Source organism: Achromobacter deleyi (genome assembly GCF_902859705.1).
Taxonomy (GTDB): domain Bacteria; phylum Pseudomonadota; class Gammaproteobacteria; order Burkholderiales; family Burkholderiaceae_B; genus Achromobacter; species Achromobacter deleyi.
Genome location: NZ_CADIJO010000004.1, coordinates 253,905 through 275,563 on the forward strand (window position 1 = coordinate 253,905; position 21,659 = coordinate 275,563).

Genomic DNA, 21,659 nt, shown 5'->3' on the forward strand with positions numbered 1-21,659 from the left:
CATCCGTAACAGGGCTGGACGCGGCGGGTGGCCAGCGCGAGAATTCCTGCGATAGTCCGTTTATGCAGACGTTGCCTTTTCGATCCGAACCTCTACCGACCGCTTATCCACAGCCATGAAAACCCTAGCCGAAATCGAACGCGCCCACGGCGATCTGACCGCCCTGCGCCGCGATATCCACGCCCACCCCGAACTGGCCTTCCAGGAAACGCGTACGTCGAACCTGGTGGCCGAGCGCCTGCGCGAATGGGGGCTGGAAGTGCACACCGGCCTGGGGAAAACCGGCGTGGTCGGCGTATTGCGCGGCGGCAACGGCGGCAAGACGGTGGGCCTGCGCGCCGACATGGATGCGCTGCCCATGCCCGAGCACAATCGCTTCGCGCACAAGTCGACCATCAGCGGCCGCATGCATGGCTGTGGCCACGATGGCCACACCACGATGCTGCTGGGCGCAGCCCAGTATCTGTCCAAGCATCGCAATTTCGACGGCACGGTGGTGTTCATCTTCCAGCCCGCCGAAGAAGGCGGCAATGCCGGCGCGCGGGCAATGATGCAGGACGGCCTGTTCGACAGATTTCCGTGCGATGCCGTGTTCGGCATCCACAACATGCCGGGCATGCCGGTGAACCAGTTCGGTTTCCGTACCGGCCCCACCATGGCGTCCAGCAATCGCTGGGACATCGTCATCAAGGGGGTGGGCGGCCATGCCGCGCAGCCGCACGCGTCGGTCGATCCGATCATCGTGGCCGCCGACATGGTGCATGCGCTGCAGACCGTCATCTCGCGCAGCAAAGACCCGCTGGAGCAGGCCGTGCTGTCGATCACGCAGATTCACGCGGGCGATGCCTACAACGTCATTCCCGGCGAAGCCGTGCTGCGTGGCACCGTGCGCACCTATTCGGTGGCGGTGCTGGACAAGATCGAAGCCGACATGCGGCGTATCGCCACGACGCTGCCGCAGGTGTACGGCGGCACCGGCACGCTGGATTTCGTGCGTGCCTATCCGCCGCTGGTGAACTGGGAAAAAGAAACCGCGTTTGCCGCGCAGGTGGCCGAAGACGCCTTTGGCGCCGAGAACGTGGTGCGCGAGATGCCGCCGTTCATGGGGGCGGAAGATTTTTCCTTCTTCCTGGAAGCGTTGCCGGGTACGTACCTGTTCCTGGGCAACGGCGACGGCGACCATCGCATGGAGAGCTATCACGGCATGGGGCCGTGCCAGCTGCACAACCCCAACTACGATTTCAACGATGCCTTGCTGCCGGTGGGCGCGACGTATTGGGTCAAGTTGGTCGAGGCCTTCCTGCCCGCGCAGAAGTGATTCGTTTGCATCCTTGCGGCGGATTTGCACCGCCCTTCAGCCATGAGCGCTATTAGCTTATGCGTGCAGCGCATGAAGCCGCCCGGCCTCCCCCGGGCGGCTTTTCTATATGACGGGAAGCTTTGTTCAAACGCCGATATCTTCGTTTGAGATACAAGGCACGCTTTCCATAATCGATCATTCCTGATCCGCCCGTGGGCGGGTCGCAGAGCCAGCGCAGGCGGCATTGCCGCCACGCGAACCGGAGCGATCGATGTCCCAGAGCAATGCCGTGCGGCGTGTGGAGGCTGGCGCCGCCATCCCCCAACCGCGGACGTTCGAGCTGCGGCCTTTGGCCGGCCCGGTGGGCGCGGAGATCATCGGCCTGGACCTGTCGCGCGAGCTGACATCGGCCGACTTCTCGCGGGTGCACCAGGCGCACCTGGATCACCATCTGCTGGTGTTTCGCGACCAGCGCATCACGCCGCAGCAGCATATCGATTTCAGCCGCCGCTTTGGCCGCCTGATGATTCACGTGCTGCACCAGTTCCATCTGGCCGGACACCCTGAAATTCTGATCGTGTCCAACATCGTCGAAGACGGCAAGCCTGTCGGTCTGGGCGATGCCGGCAAGTACTGGCATTCGGACATCTCGTACAAGGAACTGCCCAGCCTGGGGTCGCTGCTGCATGCGCAGGAGCTGCCCGCCGAAGGCGGCGACACGCTGTTCGCCAACATGCACCTGGCCTACGACACCCTGCCCGCGGCGCTGCGCAGCGCCATTGAAGGCAAGCGCGCGGTGCATTCCTACCTGGCCAAGTACGGCCAGCTGCAGAAGGAAGGCAATTGGCGCCCCAACCTGAGCGCGCAGCAAGTGGCGCAGGTGCAGGAAGTGGTGCATCCGGTGGTGCGTACGCATCCGGAGAACGGACGCCGTGCGCTGTTCGTCAGCGAAGGATTCACGACGCGCATCGAAGGCCTGCCGGAAGACGAAAGCCGCCAGTTGCTGGACGAATTGTTTGCCCACAGCATCCGGCCGGAACATCTGTACCGCCATCGCTGGCAGCCGCATGACCTGGTGTTCTGGGACAACCGTTCGCTGATCCACCTGGCCGGCGGCACGCCCGATCACCTGCGGCGCAAGCTGTACCGCACCACGATTGAAGGCGATGTGCCGGTCTGACGCCGGTTCATTCACCGCCCCCCGTACTTATCCACAAGGACCGCCATGCGTCTTTCCTCTGAACTACGTGAACGCCTGGTTCGCGCCGCGACCGGTGCGGGCCTGGCATTGGCGCTAGGCCTCGTTGCACTGGCTTCGCCTACGCCGTCCGTCGCGGCGCAAGCCGGCCAGGCGGTTGCATCGCAACCGCACAGCGCCGCATCGGTGACGAAGTAATCCGACTGCCCGGGCCGGGGCTGGGGATAACCTGCCGGCCCGGGACAATGCTGGCGCACAAACGCCTGGCGACGCTCAGAAATTGGCGCGTAGCGTCAGCGCCACCCGGCGCCCTTCGCCGAACAGCGCACCCTGGGTCATCGGCGTGATGTAGCGCCGGTCGAACAGGTTGGTGGCATTGAGTGCCACGGTCATGTGTTCGTCGATCTTGTAGGCCAGCCGCGCATCGGCCGTGTAGAAGCCGCCCTGCGTGATCTTGGCGTCATTGGTGCCGCCGTACAGCTTGCTGGTGGCATTGATGCCGCCGCCGACCTCCCAACGGCTCAGATCGCCCGGCAAGCGATAGTTGCTCCAGACCCTGAACAGATGGCGCGGCGCGATCTGAGAGAACGCGGACGCGCTGGTATCCAGGCTGGCCTCGTCCAGCAGCTTGCTGTCGTTGTAGGTGTAGCCGGCCGTCACGGTCCAGCCGGGCGTGATCTGACCCGATGCGCGCAAGTCCAACCCGCGTGAACGGGCCTTGCCCGCCGCCTCGAAGTACTGCGACGTATCGTCGGTGGGCAGCGCGCGGTTGGTCTGCGTGACCTGGTACAGCGCGGCCGACGTCTGCAGCCTGCCGTCCAGGTAGCTGCCCTTCACCCCCACTTCATATTGCTCGCCTTCCATCGGCTTGAGCAGTTCGCCCGAAGGCGTGCGCAAGGCCTGCGGCTGGAAGATGGTGGAATAGCTGGCATAGACCGAATGCGCGTCGTCGATGTCGGCGATCAGGCCGGCATATGGCGTGACCTTCTTCTTGTAGGTGTCGCTGCTGGACTGGTTGTTGAACGGGTTGTAGGTCGCGTCCTGCTTGTAGCGGGTATCCCACCACGACACGCGGGCGCCGACGATGGCGGTCAATGCGTCGGTCAGGTGGTAGCGCGTGTTGCCGTAGATGCCGTACTGGCTTTGTTCGACGGCGCCTTTCGAGGTGTGTTCGGGCAGGCCGCTCCAGGTGGGTTTGGCGTAGGAATAATCCTTGATGTTGACCGTCTGGAAATTGAACAGGTCGTCGGTGCCGTAATAGCTGGTGCCGTAGTTGTACATGCGGCTGTAGTTCGCGCCGATCACCAGGTCGTGCTGGCGGCCCAGCAGCACGTATTTGCCGGTCAGGTTCAAGTCGTAGCTTTGATTGTTTTCGTAGTAGTCGGTGTTGGTGGTGCCGAAGGTGGCTTCGTTGGTGGCCTTGTCGACGCTGCCGAAGGTTTCGCCTGACAACACCCGCGCCGTGTTGTGGTCGAAGCTGCCGGCAAGCGTGACCTTCCAGTCCTGGGCCAGCTTGTGCTCCAGGCTGGCGAACACATTGGTGTTGGCGTAGCGGTCGTGGTTCCAGGGCGCGCCGAAGAAGTCCGACCGGCCACCCGCCAGCGTCAGGTCGCCGTAGAGCGGCACCTTGTCGGCCCAGCCGACATTGGAATCGCGTTGGCTGTAGCTCACGCCGGTGCGCAGCAACGTGCCCGGCGCCAGGTCGGCTTCCAGGGTGCCGTAGTACGACTGGTCCTTGCGCCATGTCGAATCGGGCTCCAGATCCTTGCGCTGGGCGGATGCGACGAAGCGTCCGCGCAGCGTGCCGGCGTCGTTCAGCGGGCCGCCGATATCAGCCTGGCCGGCGAAGTTGTCGCGGGTGCCCACCGTGGTGCTCAACTGCGTCGAGAATTCCGACGGCGCGCGTTTGCGCACCAGGCTGATGACGCCGCCGACGCTGCCGAAGCCGCCGTACAGGCCCGCCGGGCCATCCAGTACTTCCACGCGGTCGTACATGGCCAGGCTGGGCGCGTTGGTGCCGGCGGTGGAAGACATGTCGGAATTCATCACGACCGGCAAGCCATCCACGACCATCGAGCTGATCGGGAAGCCGCGCGCATAGTATTGAACGCGGTCGGCGTCGCTTTGCAGCACCATCACGCCCGGGGTGCGTTTCATGGCCTCGTCCAGCGATTGCAAGTTCTGTTCCTGGATCTGCTGTTGCGTGACCACGCTGACGGTCTGCGGGATTTCACGCTGTGCCAGCGGGATCTTCGAGGCGACGCTGGTCTGCGGATTGAGCCGCTGGACGACGGGATCGATCTCGGCGCCGGTGACGGCGATGGCCGGCAACGTGGCAACACCGGCCGCAGGCGCTTCTTTCAGCACGTACTGCCCCTGTTCGTTGGCCACCGCTTGCAGGCCGGTGCCGGCCAGCAGCGCGGTGAGGCCTTCCTGGGCGCCGAAGCGGCCTTTCAGGCCGGGGCTGTGCTTGCCGCTGGCCAGGTCGGTGGATCCGGCGAGATAGATGCCCGCCTCGGCCGAGAATCGAATCAGGGCGGGTTGCAGCGGGCCTGCCGGGATGTCGTAGCTGCGGGCTGCAGGGGCTGGCGCAGTGCGGCCGGAAGCGGCCTGGGCGTGTACCGCAGCGGCGCTGCCGGCCAGGGCGGCGGCGACGGCGATATGCAGGGCCAGCACGGCGGGCTGTCCGCTTCGTGGTTGGCGCGCGCGGCGCACGCCGGCAACGGCGAAGCGGGAATGGAACAAGCGGGGGGACATGGCGTTCAATCCTTGCGGGAGGTTCGGGTGTCGTCAGCGCATGTCCATCGACGGGCCGCCGGCCGTCGGCCATCGATGCCATGTGCTTTCACCTCCTGAATCAATCGAGCAGCCGAAAACGGAACCTGGCGGCCCCGATTGATGGCAGAAAATTTGTAAAGCGGGTTTCGATCGGGCCTGCTGCGTCCTTGGCCGCCCGTCTCAATGCGGCCGGCCACGCTCATCGGCGGCCAGCGTCGTCCACCAGGGCAAAGGGCGTCGTATCTGCGCCTGGGCCGCTTGCGCCAGCATGGCCAGGGCGCTGTCCACATCGCGCAGCGGGAAGGTGCCGAAGACGCGCCGCTGTGCGATTTCCGGTGCCACGCCGATATGGCCCAGGGTGTAGCGGCCCAGCTCGTCCACGACCTCTTGCAGCGACAGGTCCGCGGCCACCAGGTCGCCGCGGCTCCAGGCTTCGCGTGCCGGGTCGGCGGCAGTGGCAGGCGCCACCGTGGTGGCGGTGTAGCGGGTCTGCTGGCCGGCTGTGATGATGACCGACGACGCGGCGGCGGATGGCCGGATTTCCACCGCCCCCTGATACACCGCCAGCAAGGTGGCGCCCTGCTCCTGGCGCACCGTGAAGCGGGTGCCCAGCGCGCGCAAGCGCCCTTGGGCGGTATCGACCACTAACGGCCGAGAGTGATCTGGCCCGGTTTCGATCAGGATCTCGCCTTGCACCAGCTGCAGCCGGCGCAGGTCGGGCTGATAAGCCTGGTTGAAGGCGCTGGCCGTGTTGAGCCATACGCGGGTGCCGTCGGACAGCGTGGCGCTGCGGATCTCGCCGGTGGCTGCGCGATAGTCGGCGCGCCACGCGGCGGCCAGTCCGCCCAGCGGCGTTTGCCGCCAGCCCAGCCAGCCGAACAGCCCCACTCCTGCCAGCGTGGCCATGCGCGCCAGGGCGCGGCGGCGCCGCATGACGCGTTGGGCGGCCGCGTGCAGGGTGTCGGTGGTCAGGCGCGGGTCGGGCGTGTCGCGCAGCGGCGCCAGGATGCGTTGGCTGACCTGTTCCACATAGGTCCAGGCCTGGCGGTGGCTGGGATGGGCGTCCAGCCAGACATGCCAGCGCTGGCGGTCGGCGGGCACGGCGTCCGTGGAGATCAGCAGCGCATACCATTCGGCGGCCTGCTCCATGACGTCATGCGGCGGGCTGGCGGATGCAAGGGGGCGGGAGCCGCCGATGGGCAAGGTGGCCATGCCGTCAGGCGAAGGACGGGTCTTGCAGGGCGGCAGCGGTGGCGCTGGCCTCGGTCAGCATGCAGCGCAGCATCACCTGGGCAACATACTTGCGGACCATGCGGGGCGAAATGCCGAGCTCCGAAGCGACGTCGCAGGTGGGCACGTCGCACACCGCAGCCATCAGGAATGCCTGTGCCGCCTTGGGCGGCAGATCCCGCAGCAAGGCGCCAATTTCCTGCAAGGCTTCCAGCACGATGGCCTGCCGCTCGGCTGACGGGGCGCAGGCTTCGGGGCTGGCGGCCAGCGTGTCGAGCCAGGCTTGTTCGATTTCGCGCCGATGCCACAGGTTGATGCACATGCCCTGCGCCATGGCGCGCAGGTAGGCCCGGGCCTCGCCGGGGCTGCCGAAGCCGCGCGGCGCCGGCTTGAGGATCAGGCGCAGGAAGGAATCGTGGGCCAGGTCGGCCGCGTCGGCGGCGTTGCCCAGGCGCCGTTGCAACCATCCACGCAGCCAGCCGTGGTGGTCCTGGTACAGGGTTTCGATGGAAGGCGTTGAGGGATATCCCTGCGGGTTCACGGTCCGGCTCGATGGCGGTGGCTGCGCCCTGGGCCCGGACGGGCAGCAGGCGATGAGTAATGAATAGTAATCATTATTGATACCGGCGCCAACCGCTGTCAATGGCGTCGACCTCGCCTCCCTACAATGACGGGACGCCTGCTCCCCCGCCGTCCGGCATTCCCGCCGGGCTGCTGCAGCGGGCTTTCCTGGACCGACATGCTTGCAACCTCTTCCATCGACCTGATCGGCAATACCCCGCTGGTGACATTGGGCCGTATCCACGACGGCCCCGGGCGCATCGTCGCCAAGGCGGAATTCCTGCAGCCCGGCGGCAGCGTCAAAGACCGCGCTGCCCGCGCGATCCTGCTGGCCGCCAGGGCGGACGGCCGGCTGCAGCCCGGGATGCCGGTGGTGGAGATGACCAGCGGCAACATGGGGGCGGGCCTGGCCGTGGCCTGCGCCGCGCTGGGGCATCCGCTGGTGGTGACGATGTCCGCCGGCAACAGCCCTGCCCGCGCCCGCATGCTGGAAGGCCTGGGCGCCGAGGTGGTGCTGGTGGCGCAAGTGGATGGCGCCTCCGGGCAGGTCACCGGCGCCGACGTGCAGGCCGCCGCTGATGTCGCGGCTCGCATCGCGGCCGAACGCGGCGGCTTCTATGTCGACCAGTTCAACGCCGTCGAATGCATTGCGGCGCACGAAGCGGGCACGGGCCGGGAAATCCTGGATCAATTGGGTAGTGCGCCGGATGGCTGGGTCGCAGCCGTAGGCACGGGTTGCACGTTCATGGGCGTGGCGCGCGCATTGAAGGCGGCCAATCCGGCGACGGTCTGCGCGGCAGTCGAGCCGCAGGGCTGCGAAGTGCTGGCGGGGGCGCCCGTCCTGAAGGCCCGCCACGTGATCCAGGGCACCAGCTACGGCGCCGTGCCGCCCCACTGGGACGCCACCCTGATGGACCTTAGCCTGGCGGTGACCGACGACGAGGCCGAGGACTGGCGCCGCCCGCTGGCCGTGCGCGAGGGGCTGTACGTGGGGTTTTCGGCCGCGGCCAACGTGTGCGCGGCGGCGAAGCTGTTGCAGTCCGGACGGCTGCGGCCGGATGCGACGGTGGCTACCGTGTTGTGCGACACCGGCTTGAAGTATTAGGCCCGGGACACCCGTCCCGATGCAAAATCGGGTCAAAAGCGGGCGAAGCTGTGGATATCCCTGTGAAAGTCCTGTGGATTGCCTGTGAAAGGCTTGTGGATAAAAAAGAATAACTTTCCACCCCACCCTCTGGGGATAAGTCGCTGGAAGGGTTTTTCGGAGTCTTTCGGCGCCAAACGGCACGGCAGCAATGAAAACGGGCGGCCCGCAGGCCGCCCGCCAGGTCCACGCGGTCAATACCGCGCGGCATCCGTGCTGGTGCGTTACAGCTTCAGGCCCAGCGCCTTGGCCACGCCCGCGGCATAGGCCGGGTCGGCCTTGCGGAAGTGTTCCAGCTGGCGGCGCTGGATTTCCTCGGGCACGTCCGCCATGTGGCGGCCGATGTTGCCGAACAGCAGCTCTTGCTGTGCCGGCGTCATCAGGCGGAACAAGGCGCCCGGCTGCGAGTAGTAGTCGTCGTCCACGCGGTGGTTCCAGCGGGCCGCGGCCTGGCCGTCCAGCGCCAGCGGCGGTTCGCCGGCCGACGGGGTTTCCTTCCATTCACCGGCGCTGTTGGGCTCGTAGTTCAGCGTGCCGCCGGCATTGCCGTCCACGCGCGATGCGCCATCGCGGTGGTAGCTGTGGAACGGGCAGCGCGGCGCGTTCACCGGAATCTGGTGGTGGTTGATGCCCAGGCGGTAGCGGTGCGTGTCGCCATACGAGAACAGGCGGCCCTGCAGCATCTTGTCCGGCGAGAAGTCGATGCCCGGCACCACGTTGGCCGGCGTGAAGGCGGCCTGCTCGACTTCGGCGAAGTAGTTCTCGGGGTTCTTGTTCAGTTCCAGCACGCCCACGTCGATCAGCGGGTAGTCGCCGTGCGGCCACACCTTGGTGAGATCGAACGGGTTGATGTGGTAGGTCTCGGCTTCGGCCTCGGGCATGATCTGCACCTTCAGCGACCACTTCGGGAAGTTGCCCTGTTCGATGTTGTTGAACAGGTCACGCTGCGAGCTTTCGCGGTCGTGAGCGACCACTTGTGCCGCTTCATCGTCGCTCAGACAGGCAATGCCCTGCTGCGACTTGAAGTGGAACTTCACGTAGAAGCGTTCGTTGTTGGCATTGACGAAGCTGAAGGTATGCGAACCGAAGCCATGCTGCTGGCGCAGGTTGGCGGGAATGCCGCGGTCACTCATCAGGATGGTGACCTGGTGCAGCGATTCGGGGCTGAGCGACCAGAAGTCCCAGGCGGCGGTGGCGCTGCGCAGGTTGGTCTTGGGGTCGCGCTTCTGGGTGTGGATGAAGTCGGGGAACTTGAGCGGGTCGCGGATGAAGAACACCGGCGTGTTGTTGCCCACCAGGTCCCAGTTGCCTTCGTCGGTGTAGAACTTGATGGCGAAGCCGCGCACGTCGCGTTCGGCATCGGCCGCGCCGCGTTCGCCGGCCACGGTCGAAAAGCGCAGGAACAGCGGGGTCTGCTTGCCGACCTTGGAGAAGATGCTGGCGCGGGTGTAGCGCGAGATGTCGTGGGTGATGGTCAAGGTGCCATAGGCGCCCGAACCCTTGGCGTGCACCACGCGTTCGGGGATGCGTTCACGGTCGAAATGGGCGAGCTTTTCAATCAGCCAGAAGTCCTGCAACAGCGCGGGACCGCGAGGGCCCGCGGTCAGCGTGTTGTTGTTGTCGGCCACCGGGGCGCCAGAGGCGGTGGTCAGATGCTGCTTCTTGTCGGTCATGGCACACACTCCCTACGTAATTCCTGGAATGCGCGGCGCCTGGGCCGGGCCGCGCAACGTGATGGATACCGCCCCGGACATAGCCGGCCGGGGAATATCTCCGACACATCATAGGGGTCTATGTTTCCACTGTGAAGTTGATTGAACTAGTAAATTTGATTAAAAATAACTATCGATGGTGCGACATGACACCCATCGCCGCCCAACCATCCCGGAACGCAGGCGAAAAAAAACCGGCCCCAGGAGGCCGGTTTTTCGTGGCGCGAAGCGATCAGCGGCTGGCCGCGGCTTCTGCCTTGCGCTGCATGGCGCGGGTGATCGACCACTGCTGGGCGATCGACAGGGTGTTGTTGACGCACCAGTAGAGCACCAGGCCGGCCGGGAAGAAGAACATCATCCCGCCGAACACCAGCGGCATGATCATCATGACCTTGGCCTGGACGGGGTCCGGGGGCGTCGGGTTCAGTTTGATCTGCAGGAACATGGTGGCCATCATGATGGCGGGCAGAATGAAGAACGGGTCGCGGATCGACAGGTCGTGGACCCACAGGATCCAGGGCGCGCCGCGCATTTCCACGCTGGCCAGCAGCACCCAGTACAGCGAGATGAACACCGGGATCTGCACCACCATCGGCAAGCAGCCGCCCAGCGGGTTGATCTTTTCGGTGCGGTACATCTCCATCATGGCCGCATTGAGCTTCTGCTTGTCGTCGCCGTACTTTTCCTTCAGGGCCTGCAGGCGCGGGGCGACCTGCTTCATGCGGGCCATCGAGCGGTAGCTGGCGGCGGCCAGGGGGTAGAACAGGGCCTTGATCAGCACGGTCAGGGCGACGATGGTCCAGCCCCAGTTGCCCAGGATGGAATGCAGCCAGGTCATCAGCGTGAACAGCGGCTTGGCGATGATGGTCAGCCAGCCGTAGTCGACCACCAGTTCCAGGCCGGGGGCGAGCGCCGCCATGGCCTTCTGGTCTTGCGGGCCGACCCACAGGTGCGAATCGACGCGGGCAGCGGCGCCCGGGGCGATCTCGCCAACAGCTTCGATGGTGCGGGCGGCGTACAGGTTCTTCTGCACTTCCAGCACTTCGTTGCTGCGCGGCTTGCCTTGCGGCGGCACCCAGGCGGTGGCGAAGTAGTGCTGGACCACGGCGATCCAGCCGTTGTCCGTCTGCTTGATGTAGTTGGCCTTCTTCTTTTCGATGTCGGCGAAGGTCATCTTCTGGAACTTGTCCTGTTCCGAGTAGACGGCCATGCCGGTGAACGTGTGATAGAAGCTGGAGGTATCGGCCGGGTCGTTGCCGTCGCGCTCGAGCTGCAGGTACAGCGCGGGCGTCACGGGGGCGGAGCCGACGTTGGCCAGGTCGTGGCGCACGTCGATGTCGTAGCGGCCGCGATGCAGCGTGAAGGTCTTGGTGACCTTGACGCCGCCGGATTCGGCTTCGAACGTCACGTCCAGGTTGTCGCCGGTCAGCTGGCGATCGGTCGAGACGACGCGGAAAGGCGTCTGGTGCGTCGGGAAGCTCTGGCCGTTGCCTGCACCGACCACGCCGGTCTGGGCGACGTAGTTCAGGCCGGCGGCGCGATCGAGCAGCACGGTGGGCTTGTCAGGTTGGCCGGTGGCCGGGTACTTCAGCAGTTCGGCCCGCACCAGCTGGGCGCCCAGCGTGTCGAACGTCAGGCGCAGCACGTCGGTGGTGATGACGACTTCTTCCGAGCGCGTCGGGGCCGGCGTGGCGGCGCCCGGCACGGCCGAGGGCGCAGGCGCGCTGGCGGCCGTGGGCGCATTGGGCACCGAAGGCGTCGCGTTGTTCGCGGCGGCCGGCGTGCCGTTGGCGTTCGTGCTGGCCGCGGGCGTGGGGCCCCCGAACAACGACGGCTTGCCGTTATGGATCTGCCAGTTGTTCCAAAGGAGCAACAGCGAGAAGGAAAAAATCATCCAGAGGACGGTTCGTCGGATATCCATGGTGCCTACTGAAGTGAATACGGGCCAGCAAAGCCCGCCAGTTTAGCGTCAATCGTGCTCGGTGCGGTGGCCATGGGAGCAGCAAGCGTCGCCGTTGGTTCCCTTGGCCGGCGGAACCGGGTCCCAGCCGCCGGGCGACCAGGGATGGCAACGGCCGATGCGCCGGACCATCAGCCAGAAGCCGCGCCAGGGACCGTGGCGTTCGATCGCCTCGATCGCGTACGCCGAGCAGGTCGGGGTAAAGCGGCACTGCCGGCCGATCCAGGGGCTCAGGAAGAACCTGTAGAACCGGATCGGGGCAATGAGTATTGCGGCCCCCACGGAACGCCCGCGTCGCGGACGGCTTGCCTGCCGGGGGGATGGGCCGTTCATCGTGCGATCCGCTCGAAGTGAGCGTCCGCTTCGGCTCTGGCCGCGCGTTTAAGCGCGGTGAGCGAGGCGGGCGCCACCTTGCAGTGCAGCCGCACGACGTAGTCTTTTGCCGGAAGCGCCAGGCGCCGATGACGGAACGCCTCGCGGATGACCCGCTTCAAGGCGTTGCGTGTGGTGGCGTGGGCGGCGAACCGCTTGGCGATCACCAGGCCCAGGCGGGCACAGGCGTCCTGGCCGGGAGGCAGATCGTTGGGAGCGGCGCTCACAACGAAAAACGCCCCTCGGGCAAGACGCCGGCCTTTGAGGGCGGCGGCGAACTCGGAGGGGCGATGCAGCCGCGCCTCCGGGGGAAGCGTGGAGCGCGGCATGGACTGCGGGTCAGGCTTTTGCGCGGAACCGGGACGGGATTGCGAGAGGTCTTGCAATATGGCCGGTCCGTGCAAAAAAAGTCAGGCTTCCGGCAAAAGACCGGAAACGCGGGACTTAGACGGCCAGACGCTTGCGGCCCTTGGCGCGGCGGGCGCTCAGGATGGCGCGGCCAGCGCGGGTTTTCATGCGCACGCGAAAGCCATGGGTGCGCTTGCGGCGGGTAACGGAAGGTTGGTAGGTACGTTTCATGGACGATCCACAAAAAGAACAAAAGTCAGAAGGGACCTGCCCGGAGGGTTCCTGGTCGCGGATCCAAAGCGGGTATCTAGTAAGCGATTGCGCCGCGTCATGGCACCAAGGTGCAAAAACGCCAGCAAAATCAGACTTGTAGACGGGGCTTGGGGGCCGGGGATTCCCCGGGCGACCTATTCAGCAAGGCCAGGATTCCAGGCGAACGCTAGTGTAGCGCTCACGTTGATACTGGGCCTTCTGCGAAACCTTCTGACAGACAGAATTCGGAAAAGCCCACCATTTCAGCAAGTTTTCCCTGTCTTGTCAAACAGTTAAGCTGGCGGCATGTGCAAGCTTATGCCCTACCCTGTGGATAACCCATGCCCAGGCAAGGTAGAATCGAGGTTTGAATAAGAGCGACATGAAAGAATTCTGGCAGACCTGCGTCAGTCGTCTTGAGCAGGAACTCCCCCCCCAACAAATCAGCGCGTGGATACGACCGCTGGTCCCGCTTGCGTATGACGAGACGCAGGCGGTGCTGCGCGTTGCCGCCCCCAACCGGTTCAAGCTGGACTGGGTGCGCAAGAACTTCTCCCACCAGATCGAAGCGTTGGCCGCGGAGTGGTTCGAGCGTCCGGTACAGGTTTTGTTCGAGTTGCCCTCGCAGGGCGCGACGCCGCGCATGCCTGTCGCGCCCGTGCGCGCCCAGCAGCCCGCGCATACGCCACTGTCCGGTGCCACGCCGTCAGGCGGTGCGCCGCCGCCCGGCATGGCCGCGCAGCCCGCCGCGCCGGCAGCCCCCGCACCCAGTGCGGGCGCGGCTGCCGTCAACGCGGATGCCGCGAACATCGTGTACGAGCGCTCGCGCCTGAACACCGACCTGACGTTCGAGAACTTCGTGACGGGTAAGGCCAACCAGCTGGCGCGCGCTGCCGCGCTGCAGGTGGCCGAGAACCCGGGTACGTCCTACAACCCGCTGTTCCTGTATGGCGGCGTGGGCCTGGGCAAGACCCACTTGATCCACGCCATCGGCAACGCCATGGTGGCGGCCGGCACCGGGGTGCGCGTGCGCTACGTGCACGCCGACCAATACGTGTCCGACGTGGTCAAGGCGTATCAGCGCAAGGCGTTCGACGATTTCAAGCGCTACTACCACTCGCTGGACCTGCTGCTGATCGACGATATCCAGTTCTTCTCCGGCAAGAACCGCACGCAGGAAGAATTCTTCTACGCGTTCGAGGCGATGGTCGCGCAGCGCAAGCAGATCATCATCACCAGCGATACGTACCCGAAGGAACTGTCGGGCATCGACAGCCGCCTGATCTCGCGCTTCGATTCCGGCCTGACGGTCGCGATCGAGCCGCCCGAACTCGAGATGCGCGTGGCGATCCTGCTGCGCAAGGCCGAGTCCGAAGGCGTGCCCATGCCCGAGGAAGTGGCGTTCTTCATCGCCAAGCACCTGCGCAGCAATGTGCGCGAACTTGAAGGCGCGTTGCGCAAGGTGCTGGCCTACGCCCGCTTCCATGGCCGCGACGTGCTGACGGTAGACGTCTGCAAGGAAGCCCTGAAGGATCTGCTGTCCGTGTCCAACGGGCAGATCACCGTGGAAAACATCCAGAAGACGGTGGCGGATTTCTACAAGATCAAAGTGGCCGACATGTATTCGAAACGCCGGCCGGCCAATATCGCGTTGCCGCGCCAGGTCGCTATGTACCTGGCGAAGGAGCTGACCCAGAAAAGCCTGCCGGAAATCGGCGACCTGTTCGGTGGTCGTGATCACACCACCGTCCTGCACGCCGTACGCAAGATTTCCGACGCCCGCGCAAAGCAAGCGGAGCTCAACCATACCCTGCACGTGTTGGAACAAACTCTAAAAGGATGACCATGCAACTCGTACAAACCACACGCGATGCATTGCTGAAACCGCTGTCGACCGTGGCGGGCATCGTCGAAAGACGCCATACCCTGCCCATCCTGGCGAACATCCTGATGCGCAAGGAAGGCAACAAGGTTGCCTTCATTGCGACCGACCTCGAAGTACAGATCACGACGCATGCCGACTTCGGCGTGGGCCACGACAACGAGTCCACCACCGTTGCGGCGCGCAAGCTGCTCGACATCCTGAAGGCCCTGCCCGATACGGGCGACGTGCGCCTGGCGCTGGCCAGCAACAAGCTGTCGGTGCAATCGGCCAAGAGCCGCTTTGCCCTGCAGACGCTGGCCGCCAGCGAATTCCCCACCGTGGCTCAGCCCGAGCAGTGGGACGTGTCGCTGACCATGCCGCAACGCACGCTGCGCCATCTGTTCAACATGGTGCACTTCGCCATGGCCCAACAGGACATCCGCTACTACCTGAACGGCATGCTGCTGGTGTTTGAACCGGGCCGTGTGCGCGCGGTTGCCACCGACGGCCACCGCCTGGCCCACTGCTCCACCGAAGCAGACGGCATCAGCGAACGCCACGAAGTGATCGTGCCGCGCAAGACCGTGCTTGAAATGCAGCGCCTGCTCGAAGACTCCGACGAAGTCGTGTCGATCGACGTGGCGCCGGGCCAGATCCGTTTCCGTTTCGGCGACGTCGAGCTGGTGTCCAAGCTGGTCGAAGGCAAGTTCCCCGATTTCACGCGCGTGATTCCCACGAATTACTCGCGCCACTTCCTGGTGGGCCGCGAAGCCTTGCAGGGCAGCCTGCAGCGCGCCGCCATTCTCACCACCGACAAGTTCAAGGGCGTGCGCCTGCAGCTGGCGCAGAACCAGATGAAGATCTCGTCCTCGAACGCCGAGCAGGAAGAGGCGCAGGAAGAAATCGACATCGACTACGGCCACGAGCCGCTGGACGTGGGCTTCAACGTCGGCTACCTGCTCGACGTGCTGGCCAACGTCAAAGTGGACAACATCCAGTGGTCGGTCATGCCCGATGCCAACGCGTCGGCGCTCATCACCCTGCCCGAAGACGACCAGTTCAAATACGTCGTCATGCCCATGCGGATCTAAGTCCGCGCTCATGTGGGTTTGTGCCGCCACGGGCCTGATGGCTCGTCGGCGGTCCGGCCGCCAGGCCGTTCTTTAAAGCGTTATCGATACAGACATGTCAGATCAGCAGAACACCACTCCCGAGAACGGCGGCTACGGCGCCGACTCGATCAAGATGCTCAAGGGGCTGGAGGCCGTGCGCAAGCGCCCCGGCATGTACATCGGGGACACGTCCGACGGCACCGGCTTGCACCACATGGTGTTCGAAGTCGTCGACAACGCCATTGACGAAGCACTGGCCGGCTATTGCGACGACATCGTCGTAACGATCCACACCGACAACTCCATCTCGGTCACCGACAACGGCCGCGGCATCCCCACGGATATCCACAAGGACGATGAATTCCACCGCAGCGCGGCGGAAATCGTCATGACCGAGCTGCATGCCGGCGGCAAGTTCGACCAGAACTCGTACAAGGTGTCCGGCGGCCTGCACGGCGTGGGCGTGTCTTGCGTGAACGCCCTGTCCGAATGGCTGCGCCTGACCATCCGCCGCAACGGCGAAGTGCACCAGATGGAATTCCGCCAGGGTGAGCGCGTCGCGCCCCTGGCCGTGACCGGCACGACCGACAAGCGCGGCACCGAAGTGCGCTTCCTGGCCGACCCGATCATCTTCAACAACATCGAATACCACTACGAGATTCTCTCCAAGCGCCTGCGCGAGCTCTCGTTCCTGAACAACGGCGTCAAGATCCGCCTGATCGACCAGCGCCAGGGCAAGGAAGAGAACTTCGCCTTCTCGGGCGGCGTGAAGGGCTTTGTCGAATACATCAACCGCGCCAAGACCGTGCTGCATCCGAACGTGTTCTCGGTCAGCACCGAGTCCGCCGCGGGCGGCGTGTCGGTGGGCGTGGAAGTGGCGATGCAGTGGAACGACAGCTACAGCGAAAGCGTGCTGTGCTTCACCAACAACATCCCGCAGCGCGACGGCGGCTCGCACCTGACCGGCCTGCGCGCGGCGATGACCCGCATCATCAACAAGTACATCACCGACAACGAGCTGGCCAAGAAGGCCAAGGTCGAGACGTCCGGCGACGACATGCGCGAAGGCCTGGCCTGCGTGCTGTCGGTGAAGGTGCCCGAGCCCAAGTTCAGCAGCCAGACCAAGGACAAGCTGGTGTCCAGCGAAGTGCGTCCGGCCGTCGAAGAAGCCGTGGCCCGCACGCTGGAAACCTGGCTGCTCGAACACCCGAACGACGCCAAGGCCCTGTGCAACAAGATCGTCGAAGCCGCCCGTGCCCGCGAAGCCGCCCGCAAGGCGCGCGAAATGACGCGTCGCAAGAGCGTGCTGGAAGGCGCCGGCCTGCCCGGCAAGCTGGCTGACTGCCAGGAAAAAGACCCGGCGCTGTGCGAGCTGTACATCGTCGAGGGTGACTCGGCAGGTGGCTCGGCCAAGCAAGGCCGCGACCGCAAGTTCCAGGCCATCCTGCCGCTGCGCGGCAAGGTGCTGAACGTGGAAAAGGCGCGCTTTGACCGCCTGATCGCCAGCGAACAGATCGCCACCCTGATCACCGCGCTGGGCACCAGCATCGGCCCCGACTTCAACGTCGACAAGCTGCGCTACCACCGCCTGATCATCATGACCGACGCGGACGTCGACGGTGCGCACATCCGCACCCTGCTCCTGACGCTGCTGTACCGCCAGATGCCCGAGCTGGTGCAACGCGGCTACGTCTACATCGCCCAGCCGCCGCTGTACAAGGTCAAGGTTGGCCGCGAAGAACGCTACCTGAAGGATGCCCAGGAAGAAGCGCAGTTCATGCTGCAGCTGGCCCTGAAAGACGCCGAGATCATCTCGGGCGGCAACATCATCCGCGGTGAAGAACTCAGCGACCTGGCCCGCCAGTACGTGGCCGCTGACGGCGTGATGGCCCGCCTGGCGCGCGTGTTCGACGTGGCCGCGCTGTCGGCCATGGCCGAAGGCGTCGAGATCAACCTGGACTCGGCCGAAGCCGCCGCCGATTCGGCCAAGCGCCTGGCCGATGCCATGCGTGACCCGGTCAGCGGCAATGGCGTGGACGTCGTGCCCGAATTCGACGAAGCCACCGAACGCCACCGCCTGTCGGTGCAACGCATGCACCACGGCAACGTGCGCGTCAGCATCATCGACGCCGACTTCGTCAACGGCAGCGACTACGCCATCCTGTCCAAGGCCGCCAAGAGCTTCTCGGGCAAGGTGGGCCCGCGCTCGCTGGCCGCTCGTGGCGAAGGCGACAAGCGCAAGGAACAGGCCGTGTCCGACTTCCGCGAAGCCATGCAGTGGCTGCGCAGCGAAGCCGACCGCAGCATCTCCAAGCAGCGCTACAAGGGTCTGGGCGAAATGAACCCGGAACAGCTGTGGGAAACCACGATGGACCCGAAGGTGCGCCGCCTGCTGCGCGTGCAGATCGAAGACGCCATCGCGGCGGACGAGGTATTCACCACGCTGATGGGCGACGACGTCGAACCGCGCCGCAACTTCATCGAAGCGCACGCGCTGTCGGCGGGCAACATCGACGTTTGATCGCTTGCGGTCAGGCAAACATCGTGCTGCCCGCCCGGGCGGCGGGATGACACAAGAAGGGGCTGCTCAGGCAGCCCCTTTTTTTGCGGGTTTGCTCTGTTCTCGCCCTGCTGGCAGATTCGATCAGGAGTACCAAAAATGGGCTACATTACAAAAATATCCCAATTATGGGTTAATTATGTAACTTATGATGACATCTCGATATTCGCACACCGTTGTCATGGGAGACCTCGTATCCAGTGAGCGCTCGCCCTCAGTGGCCGACTTGCATCGTGTATTCAATGAGGTGATCGATCAGGTCAATGAAGACGACCAGCGCAAGCTCGTCTCGCCGCTCACGATCACACTGGGTGACGAATTCCAAGGCATTTGTGCGAATCTGTCCGATGGCCTGGCGCTGTTGCGAAAGCTCAGGGCAGGCATGCTGCTCAAGCTGCTCGAATGCCGGTTTGTGTTGGGTGTCATCTCTTTGGAAACACCCATCAACAACGATCGGGCATGGAACATGATGGGGCCGGGTCTTGCAGCGAGTCGCAAACGCCTTGCTGACAAGCGAGACAGCAACGCATACCGTTTTGTATTGCCGGATCAGCCAACCGTACAGATTCTGATGGACGGTGTGGGCGCTGCGCTGACGGATATCGAGAGTGATTGGACCGACCGCCAAAGGCAGGTCATTTTGTTGTCGGAGCGAAAGGCGGTCGGAGATCTGGTGACTCAGCTCGGAATGTCTACGGCCACCTACTACAAGATTCGCCGAGCCGGCCGTTTCGAACTCTATGAACACGAGTGGCGTGCGTTGACGGAAAGCGCCGCGGCGCTGGACAGACATTACGGACTGCTATGACCTGCGAATGGGTACTATCGATCGCCTCAACGATTGTCGCGCTATTTCTGCTGACTGCCACCGGCAACAGAATTTGCAAGAGAATGCTTGAGTGGAGCGGGCTGATTACGGCCATGAAGAACAAGCCCCTGCAGGCAAGTTCCAGTCCTGCTGGTGAGGCGCCCGCGGCGTCGCCATTGATCAGTCATCCCAGGGTGGGTCACTTGATAGGCAGCCTTGAGCGACTGCTTATCGCCGCAGGTGTATTGGTGGGGGCGTGGGAAATTCTGGTTGCGGTCATTGCGCTGAAGACAGTGGCTCGCTTCAAGGAACTGGATCAGAAGCTCGACGCGGAATATTTTCTGGTCGGTTCTCTGTTCAGTTTGGTCTGGGCCATCGTCATCACGTACGGTTGGATGGGGTTTGACCACTTCTTGGGGCTTGATCTGCTAGCCGAACTCAAGCGTTCCAAGTAGTCCGTATGCCATGTCATCGAGGGGCCGCAGGTGCGGCCCCTCTTTGCATTGATCAGGTCCTGCGGGATGACTACCCCTGCACGTCATTCGCCCACGGCTCGGCCGTCAGGCGCTGTGCCAGGTATTCGATCAGCGCCTGCACCCGGGCCGGCCGGCGCCGCCCCGGTGGTGTGACGATGTGCAGCGCGATCGGGTCCACCTGCCAGTCGTCCATGGCGGTTTCGAGGGCGCCCGATTGCAGGTCTTCCCAGGCCAGGAATTCCGGTTGCAGCGCCAGGCCCATGCCGGCCCGCAGAGCGGGCGCCAGGGCTTCGGCGTTGTTGACGTTCAGGTGGATGGGCAAGGCCTGCGAAAACTCGCCGTGCTTCTCGTGGCGAAAGCGCCAGCTGGCGCCGTTGCGGGCGTACATGTATTGCAGCGCGTTGTGCTGCGCCAGGTCGCGCGGGTGCTTGGGCTTGCCCGCGCGCTTGAAGTAGCCGGGCGCGCCCACCAGCAGGATGCGCACCGAGCACAGGCGCCGCGCCAGCAGGGTGGAATCCACCAGGTTGGAGATGCGCAGCGCCACGTCGAAGCGCTCGGACACCAGGTCGGCCTGCTTGTCGTTGAATTCGATCTCCAGTCCCACGTCGGGATGCGCCTGCATGAAGGGCGGCAGCATCGGCGCCAGGTGCGTGACGCCGAACGACATGGGTGCGGCCAGGCGGATCTTGCCGCGCAGGCTGGTGGATTTTTCCGTGACCTCGGCTTCGACCGCTTCGCCTTCCTCGAGGATGCGGGCGGCCCGTTCCAGGGCGGCGTAACCCGATTCGGTCAGCGTCATGCTGCGCGACGTGCGGTGGAACAGCGTGGTCTTCATGCGGGTTTCCAGCCGGGTGATGGTCTTGGAAACCGTGGCCTGGGCCACCGACAGTTCCGTGGCGGTCTTGGCGAACGACCCGGTCTCGGCAACCTTGGCGAAGATCGCCCACCCTTCCAGATCGGGCAGTTTATTCATCGTGCGCTCTCAGGTATCAGTTCGCGCCGATGATAGCGGCTGCCTATTGCCCATACAAGATTGCCTTGCAAAGGGTCACGCAATCGCAGTACGCCAGAGGGATCATGCAAAAAATGGAAAGGATGGAATTCCGTGCGGCGGATTCTCAGGGGACGGACCCATCCCTAATATGCCTACACCGACAGACAACGCAGACGGAAGCTTCAAGCGGCGCTTCCAGCAGCCCTGAAACGGTGCAGGCACAAGCCGCCTGCGAGGACCCCGAATTCATTTCGCCGCCCCTTTTTTGACTGATCCCCTGAAAGAGAGACCCGCCATGTCGAACCGCAAATACCTCGAAGTCCTGACCCCCGAGAACAGCCAGATCATCTTCATCGACCAGCAGCCGCAGATGGCATTCGGCGTGCAGTCGATCGACCGCCAGACGCTGAAGAACAACGTGGTGGGCCTGGCCAAGGCCGCGCGCACCTTCAACATCCCCACCACCATCACCACGGTGGAAACCGAGAGCTTCTCGGGCAATACCTTCCCTGAACTGCTGGCCGTGTTTCCGGACAACAAGATCCTGGAACGCACCTCGATGAATTCGTGGGACGACCAGAACGTGCGTGACGCGCTGGCCGCCAACGGCCGCAAGAAGGTCATCGTGGCGGGCCTGTGGACCGAAGTCTGCAACACCACCTTCGCGCTGTGCGCCATGCTGGAAGGCGACTACGAGATCTACATGGTGGCCGACGCTTCGGGCGGCACCTCGGCGGATGCGCACAAGTACGCCATGGACCGCATGATCCAGGCCGGTGTGGTGCCGGTGACCTGGCAGCAAGTGTTGCTGGAATGGCAGCGCGACTGGGCCCGCAAGGAAACCTATGACGCCGTCACCGCCATCGTCAAGGAACACTCCGGTGCATACGGCATGGGCATCGACTACGCCGTGACCCACGTTCACAAGCTGGCCGAGCGCGTGCAGCACGGCGAACGCATCGGCCCCAACCCGGCCAAGTAATCCCGGAA

General features: G+C 64.4%; 18 protein-coding genes. 9 read left to right on the forward strand and 9 right to left on the reverse strand.

Annotated elements, in window-relative coordinates:
* Positions 1-115: 115 nt before the first annotated feature.
* Positions 116-1,318 carry a M20 aminoacylase family protein gene (locus tag HV798_RS08305; protein WP_175192304.1) on the forward strand — a complete coding sequence of 401 codons (1,203 nt, stop codon included), beginning with the start codon at positions 116-118 and terminating at the stop codon, positions 1,316-1,318.
* Positions 1,319-1,571: 253 nt separating this feature from the next.
* Entirely contained in the window at positions 1,572-2,480 is a 909-nt protein-coding gene (locus HV798_RS08310; RefSeq protein ID WP_175192303.1) for a TauD/TfdA dioxygenase family protein, read from the forward strand.
* A gap of 291 nt (positions 2,481-2,771) precedes the next feature.
* Here HV798_RS08310 and HV798_RS08315 read toward each other — a convergent pair whose 3' ends face one another.
* The 3 genes from HV798_RS08315 to HV798_RS08325 all read right to left on the reverse strand — a co-directional run bounded on the left by HV798_RS08315 (position 2,772) and on the right by HV798_RS08325 (position 7,047).
* The gene (locus HV798_RS08315) at positions 2,772-5,255 is read right to left on the reverse strand and encodes a TonB-dependent siderophore receptor (protein WP_175192302.1); all 2,484 of its coding nucleotides are present in this window, start codon (positions 5,253-5,255) and stop codon (positions 2,772-2,774) included.
* A gap of 201 nt (positions 5,256-5,456) precedes the next feature.
* A complete protein-coding gene (locus tag HV798_RS08320; RefSeq protein WP_246288624.1) occupies positions 5,457-6,488 on the reverse strand; it encodes a FecR domain-containing protein in 1,032 nt (343 codons plus the stop codon).
* A gap of 4 nt (positions 6,489-6,492) precedes the next feature.
* On the reverse strand, positions 6,493-7,047 hold the full coding sequence (locus HV798_RS08325) for a sigma-70 family RNA polymerase sigma factor (protein ID WP_175192301.1): 555 nt from the start codon (positions 7,045-7,047) through the stop codon (positions 6,493-6,495).
* Between the two features lie 198 nt (positions 7,048-7,245).
* Here HV798_RS08325 and HV798_RS08330 point away from each other — a divergent pair, with 198 nt between their 5' ends.
* Complete coding sequence (locus tag HV798_RS08330) at positions 7,246-8,172, forward strand: PLP-dependent cysteine synthase family protein (protein ID WP_175192300.1); 927 nt, start codon at positions 7,246-7,248, stop codon at positions 8,170-8,172.
* Positions 8,173-8,435: 263 nt separating this feature from the next.
* On the opposite strand, the gene HV798_RS08335 is transcribed toward HV798_RS08330, so the two are convergent.
* The 5 genes from HV798_RS08335 to rpmH form a co-directional block, all read right to left on the reverse strand.
* On the reverse strand, positions 8,436-9,884 hold the full coding sequence (locus tag HV798_RS08335) for a catalase (protein WP_175192299.1): 1,449 nt from the start codon (positions 9,882-9,884) through the stop codon (positions 8,436-8,438).
* Between the two features lie 271 nt (positions 9,885-10,155).
* Positions 10,156-11,844, reverse strand: a complete 1,689-nt coding sequence (gene yidC / locus HV798_RS08340; protein ID WP_175192298.1) for a membrane protein insertase YidC — start codon at positions 11,842-11,844, stop codon at positions 10,156-10,158.
* A gap of 48 nt (positions 11,845-11,892) precedes the next feature.
* A complete protein-coding gene (gene yidD, locus HV798_RS08345; protein ID WP_425486130.1) occupies positions 11,893-12,216 on the reverse strand; it encodes a membrane protein insertion efficiency factor YidD in 324 nt (107 codons plus the stop codon).
* Entirely contained in the window at positions 12,213-12,584 is a 372-nt protein-coding gene (locus HV798_RS08350; RefSeq protein ID WP_175192297.1) for a ribonuclease P protein component, read from the reverse strand. Before HV798_RS08350 ends, yidD begins: the two co-directional genes overlap by 4 nt.
* A gap of 115 nt (positions 12,585-12,699) precedes the next feature.
* Entirely contained in the window at positions 12,700-12,834 is a 135-nt protein-coding gene (gene rpmH, locus HV798_RS08355) for a 50S ribosomal protein L34 (protein WP_006228069.1), read from the reverse strand.
* Positions 12,835-13,237: 403 nt separating this feature from the next.
* On the opposite strand from rpmH, the gene dnaA reads away from it, so the two are divergent.
* From dnaA to HV798_RS08380, 5 genes are all read left to right on the forward strand, one after another.
* Positions 13,238-14,698, forward strand: a complete 1,461-nt coding sequence (gene dnaA / locus HV798_RS08360; RefSeq protein WP_025140408.1) for a chromosomal replication initiator protein DnaA — start codon at positions 13,238-13,240, stop codon at positions 14,696-14,698.
* A gap of 2 nt (positions 14,699-14,700) precedes the next feature.
* Positions 14,701-15,810, forward strand: coding sequence for a DNA polymerase III subunit beta (gene dnaN / locus HV798_RS08365; RefSeq protein WP_025140409.1), 1,110 nt, complete (start codon positions 14,701-14,703; stop codon positions 15,808-15,810).
* 94 nt (positions 15,811-15,904) lie between these two features.
* Complete coding sequence (gyrB, locus tag HV798_RS08370; protein WP_175192296.1) at positions 15,905-18,352, forward strand: DNA topoisomerase (ATP-hydrolyzing) subunit B; 2,448 nt, start codon at positions 15,905-15,907, stop codon at positions 18,350-18,352.
* 220 nt (positions 18,353-18,572) lie between these two features.
* Positions 18,573-19,199 carry a SatD family protein gene (locus HV798_RS08375; protein ID WP_175192295.1) on the forward strand — a complete coding sequence of 209 codons (627 nt, stop codon included), beginning with the start codon at positions 18,573-18,575 and terminating at the stop codon, positions 19,197-19,199.
* Positions 19,196-19,654 (forward strand): hypothetical protein, encoded by a 459-nt coding sequence (locus HV798_RS08380; RefSeq protein ID WP_175192294.1) that lies wholly within the window; start codon positions 19,196-19,198, stop codon positions 19,652-19,654. Before HV798_RS08375 ends, HV798_RS08380 begins: the two co-directional genes overlap by 4 nt.
* A 70-nt stretch (positions 19,655-19,724) precedes the next feature.
* Here the strand turns inward: HV798_RS08380 and HV798_RS08385 are convergent, their stop codons facing one another.
* Positions 19,725-20,648: a LysR family transcriptional regulator gene (locus tag HV798_RS08385; protein ID WP_175192293.1), complete on the reverse strand. Its 924-nt coding sequence runs from the start codon at positions 20,646-20,648 to the stop codon at positions 19,725-19,727.
* Between the two features lie 316 nt (positions 20,649-20,964).
* On the opposite strand from HV798_RS08385, the gene HV798_RS08390 reads away from it, so the two are divergent.
* Positions 20,965-21,651: a hydrolase gene (locus tag HV798_RS08390; RefSeq protein WP_175192292.1), complete on the forward strand. Its 687-nt coding sequence runs from the start codon at positions 20,965-20,967 to the stop codon at positions 21,649-21,651.
* Positions 21,652-21,659 lie beyond the last annotated feature (8 nt).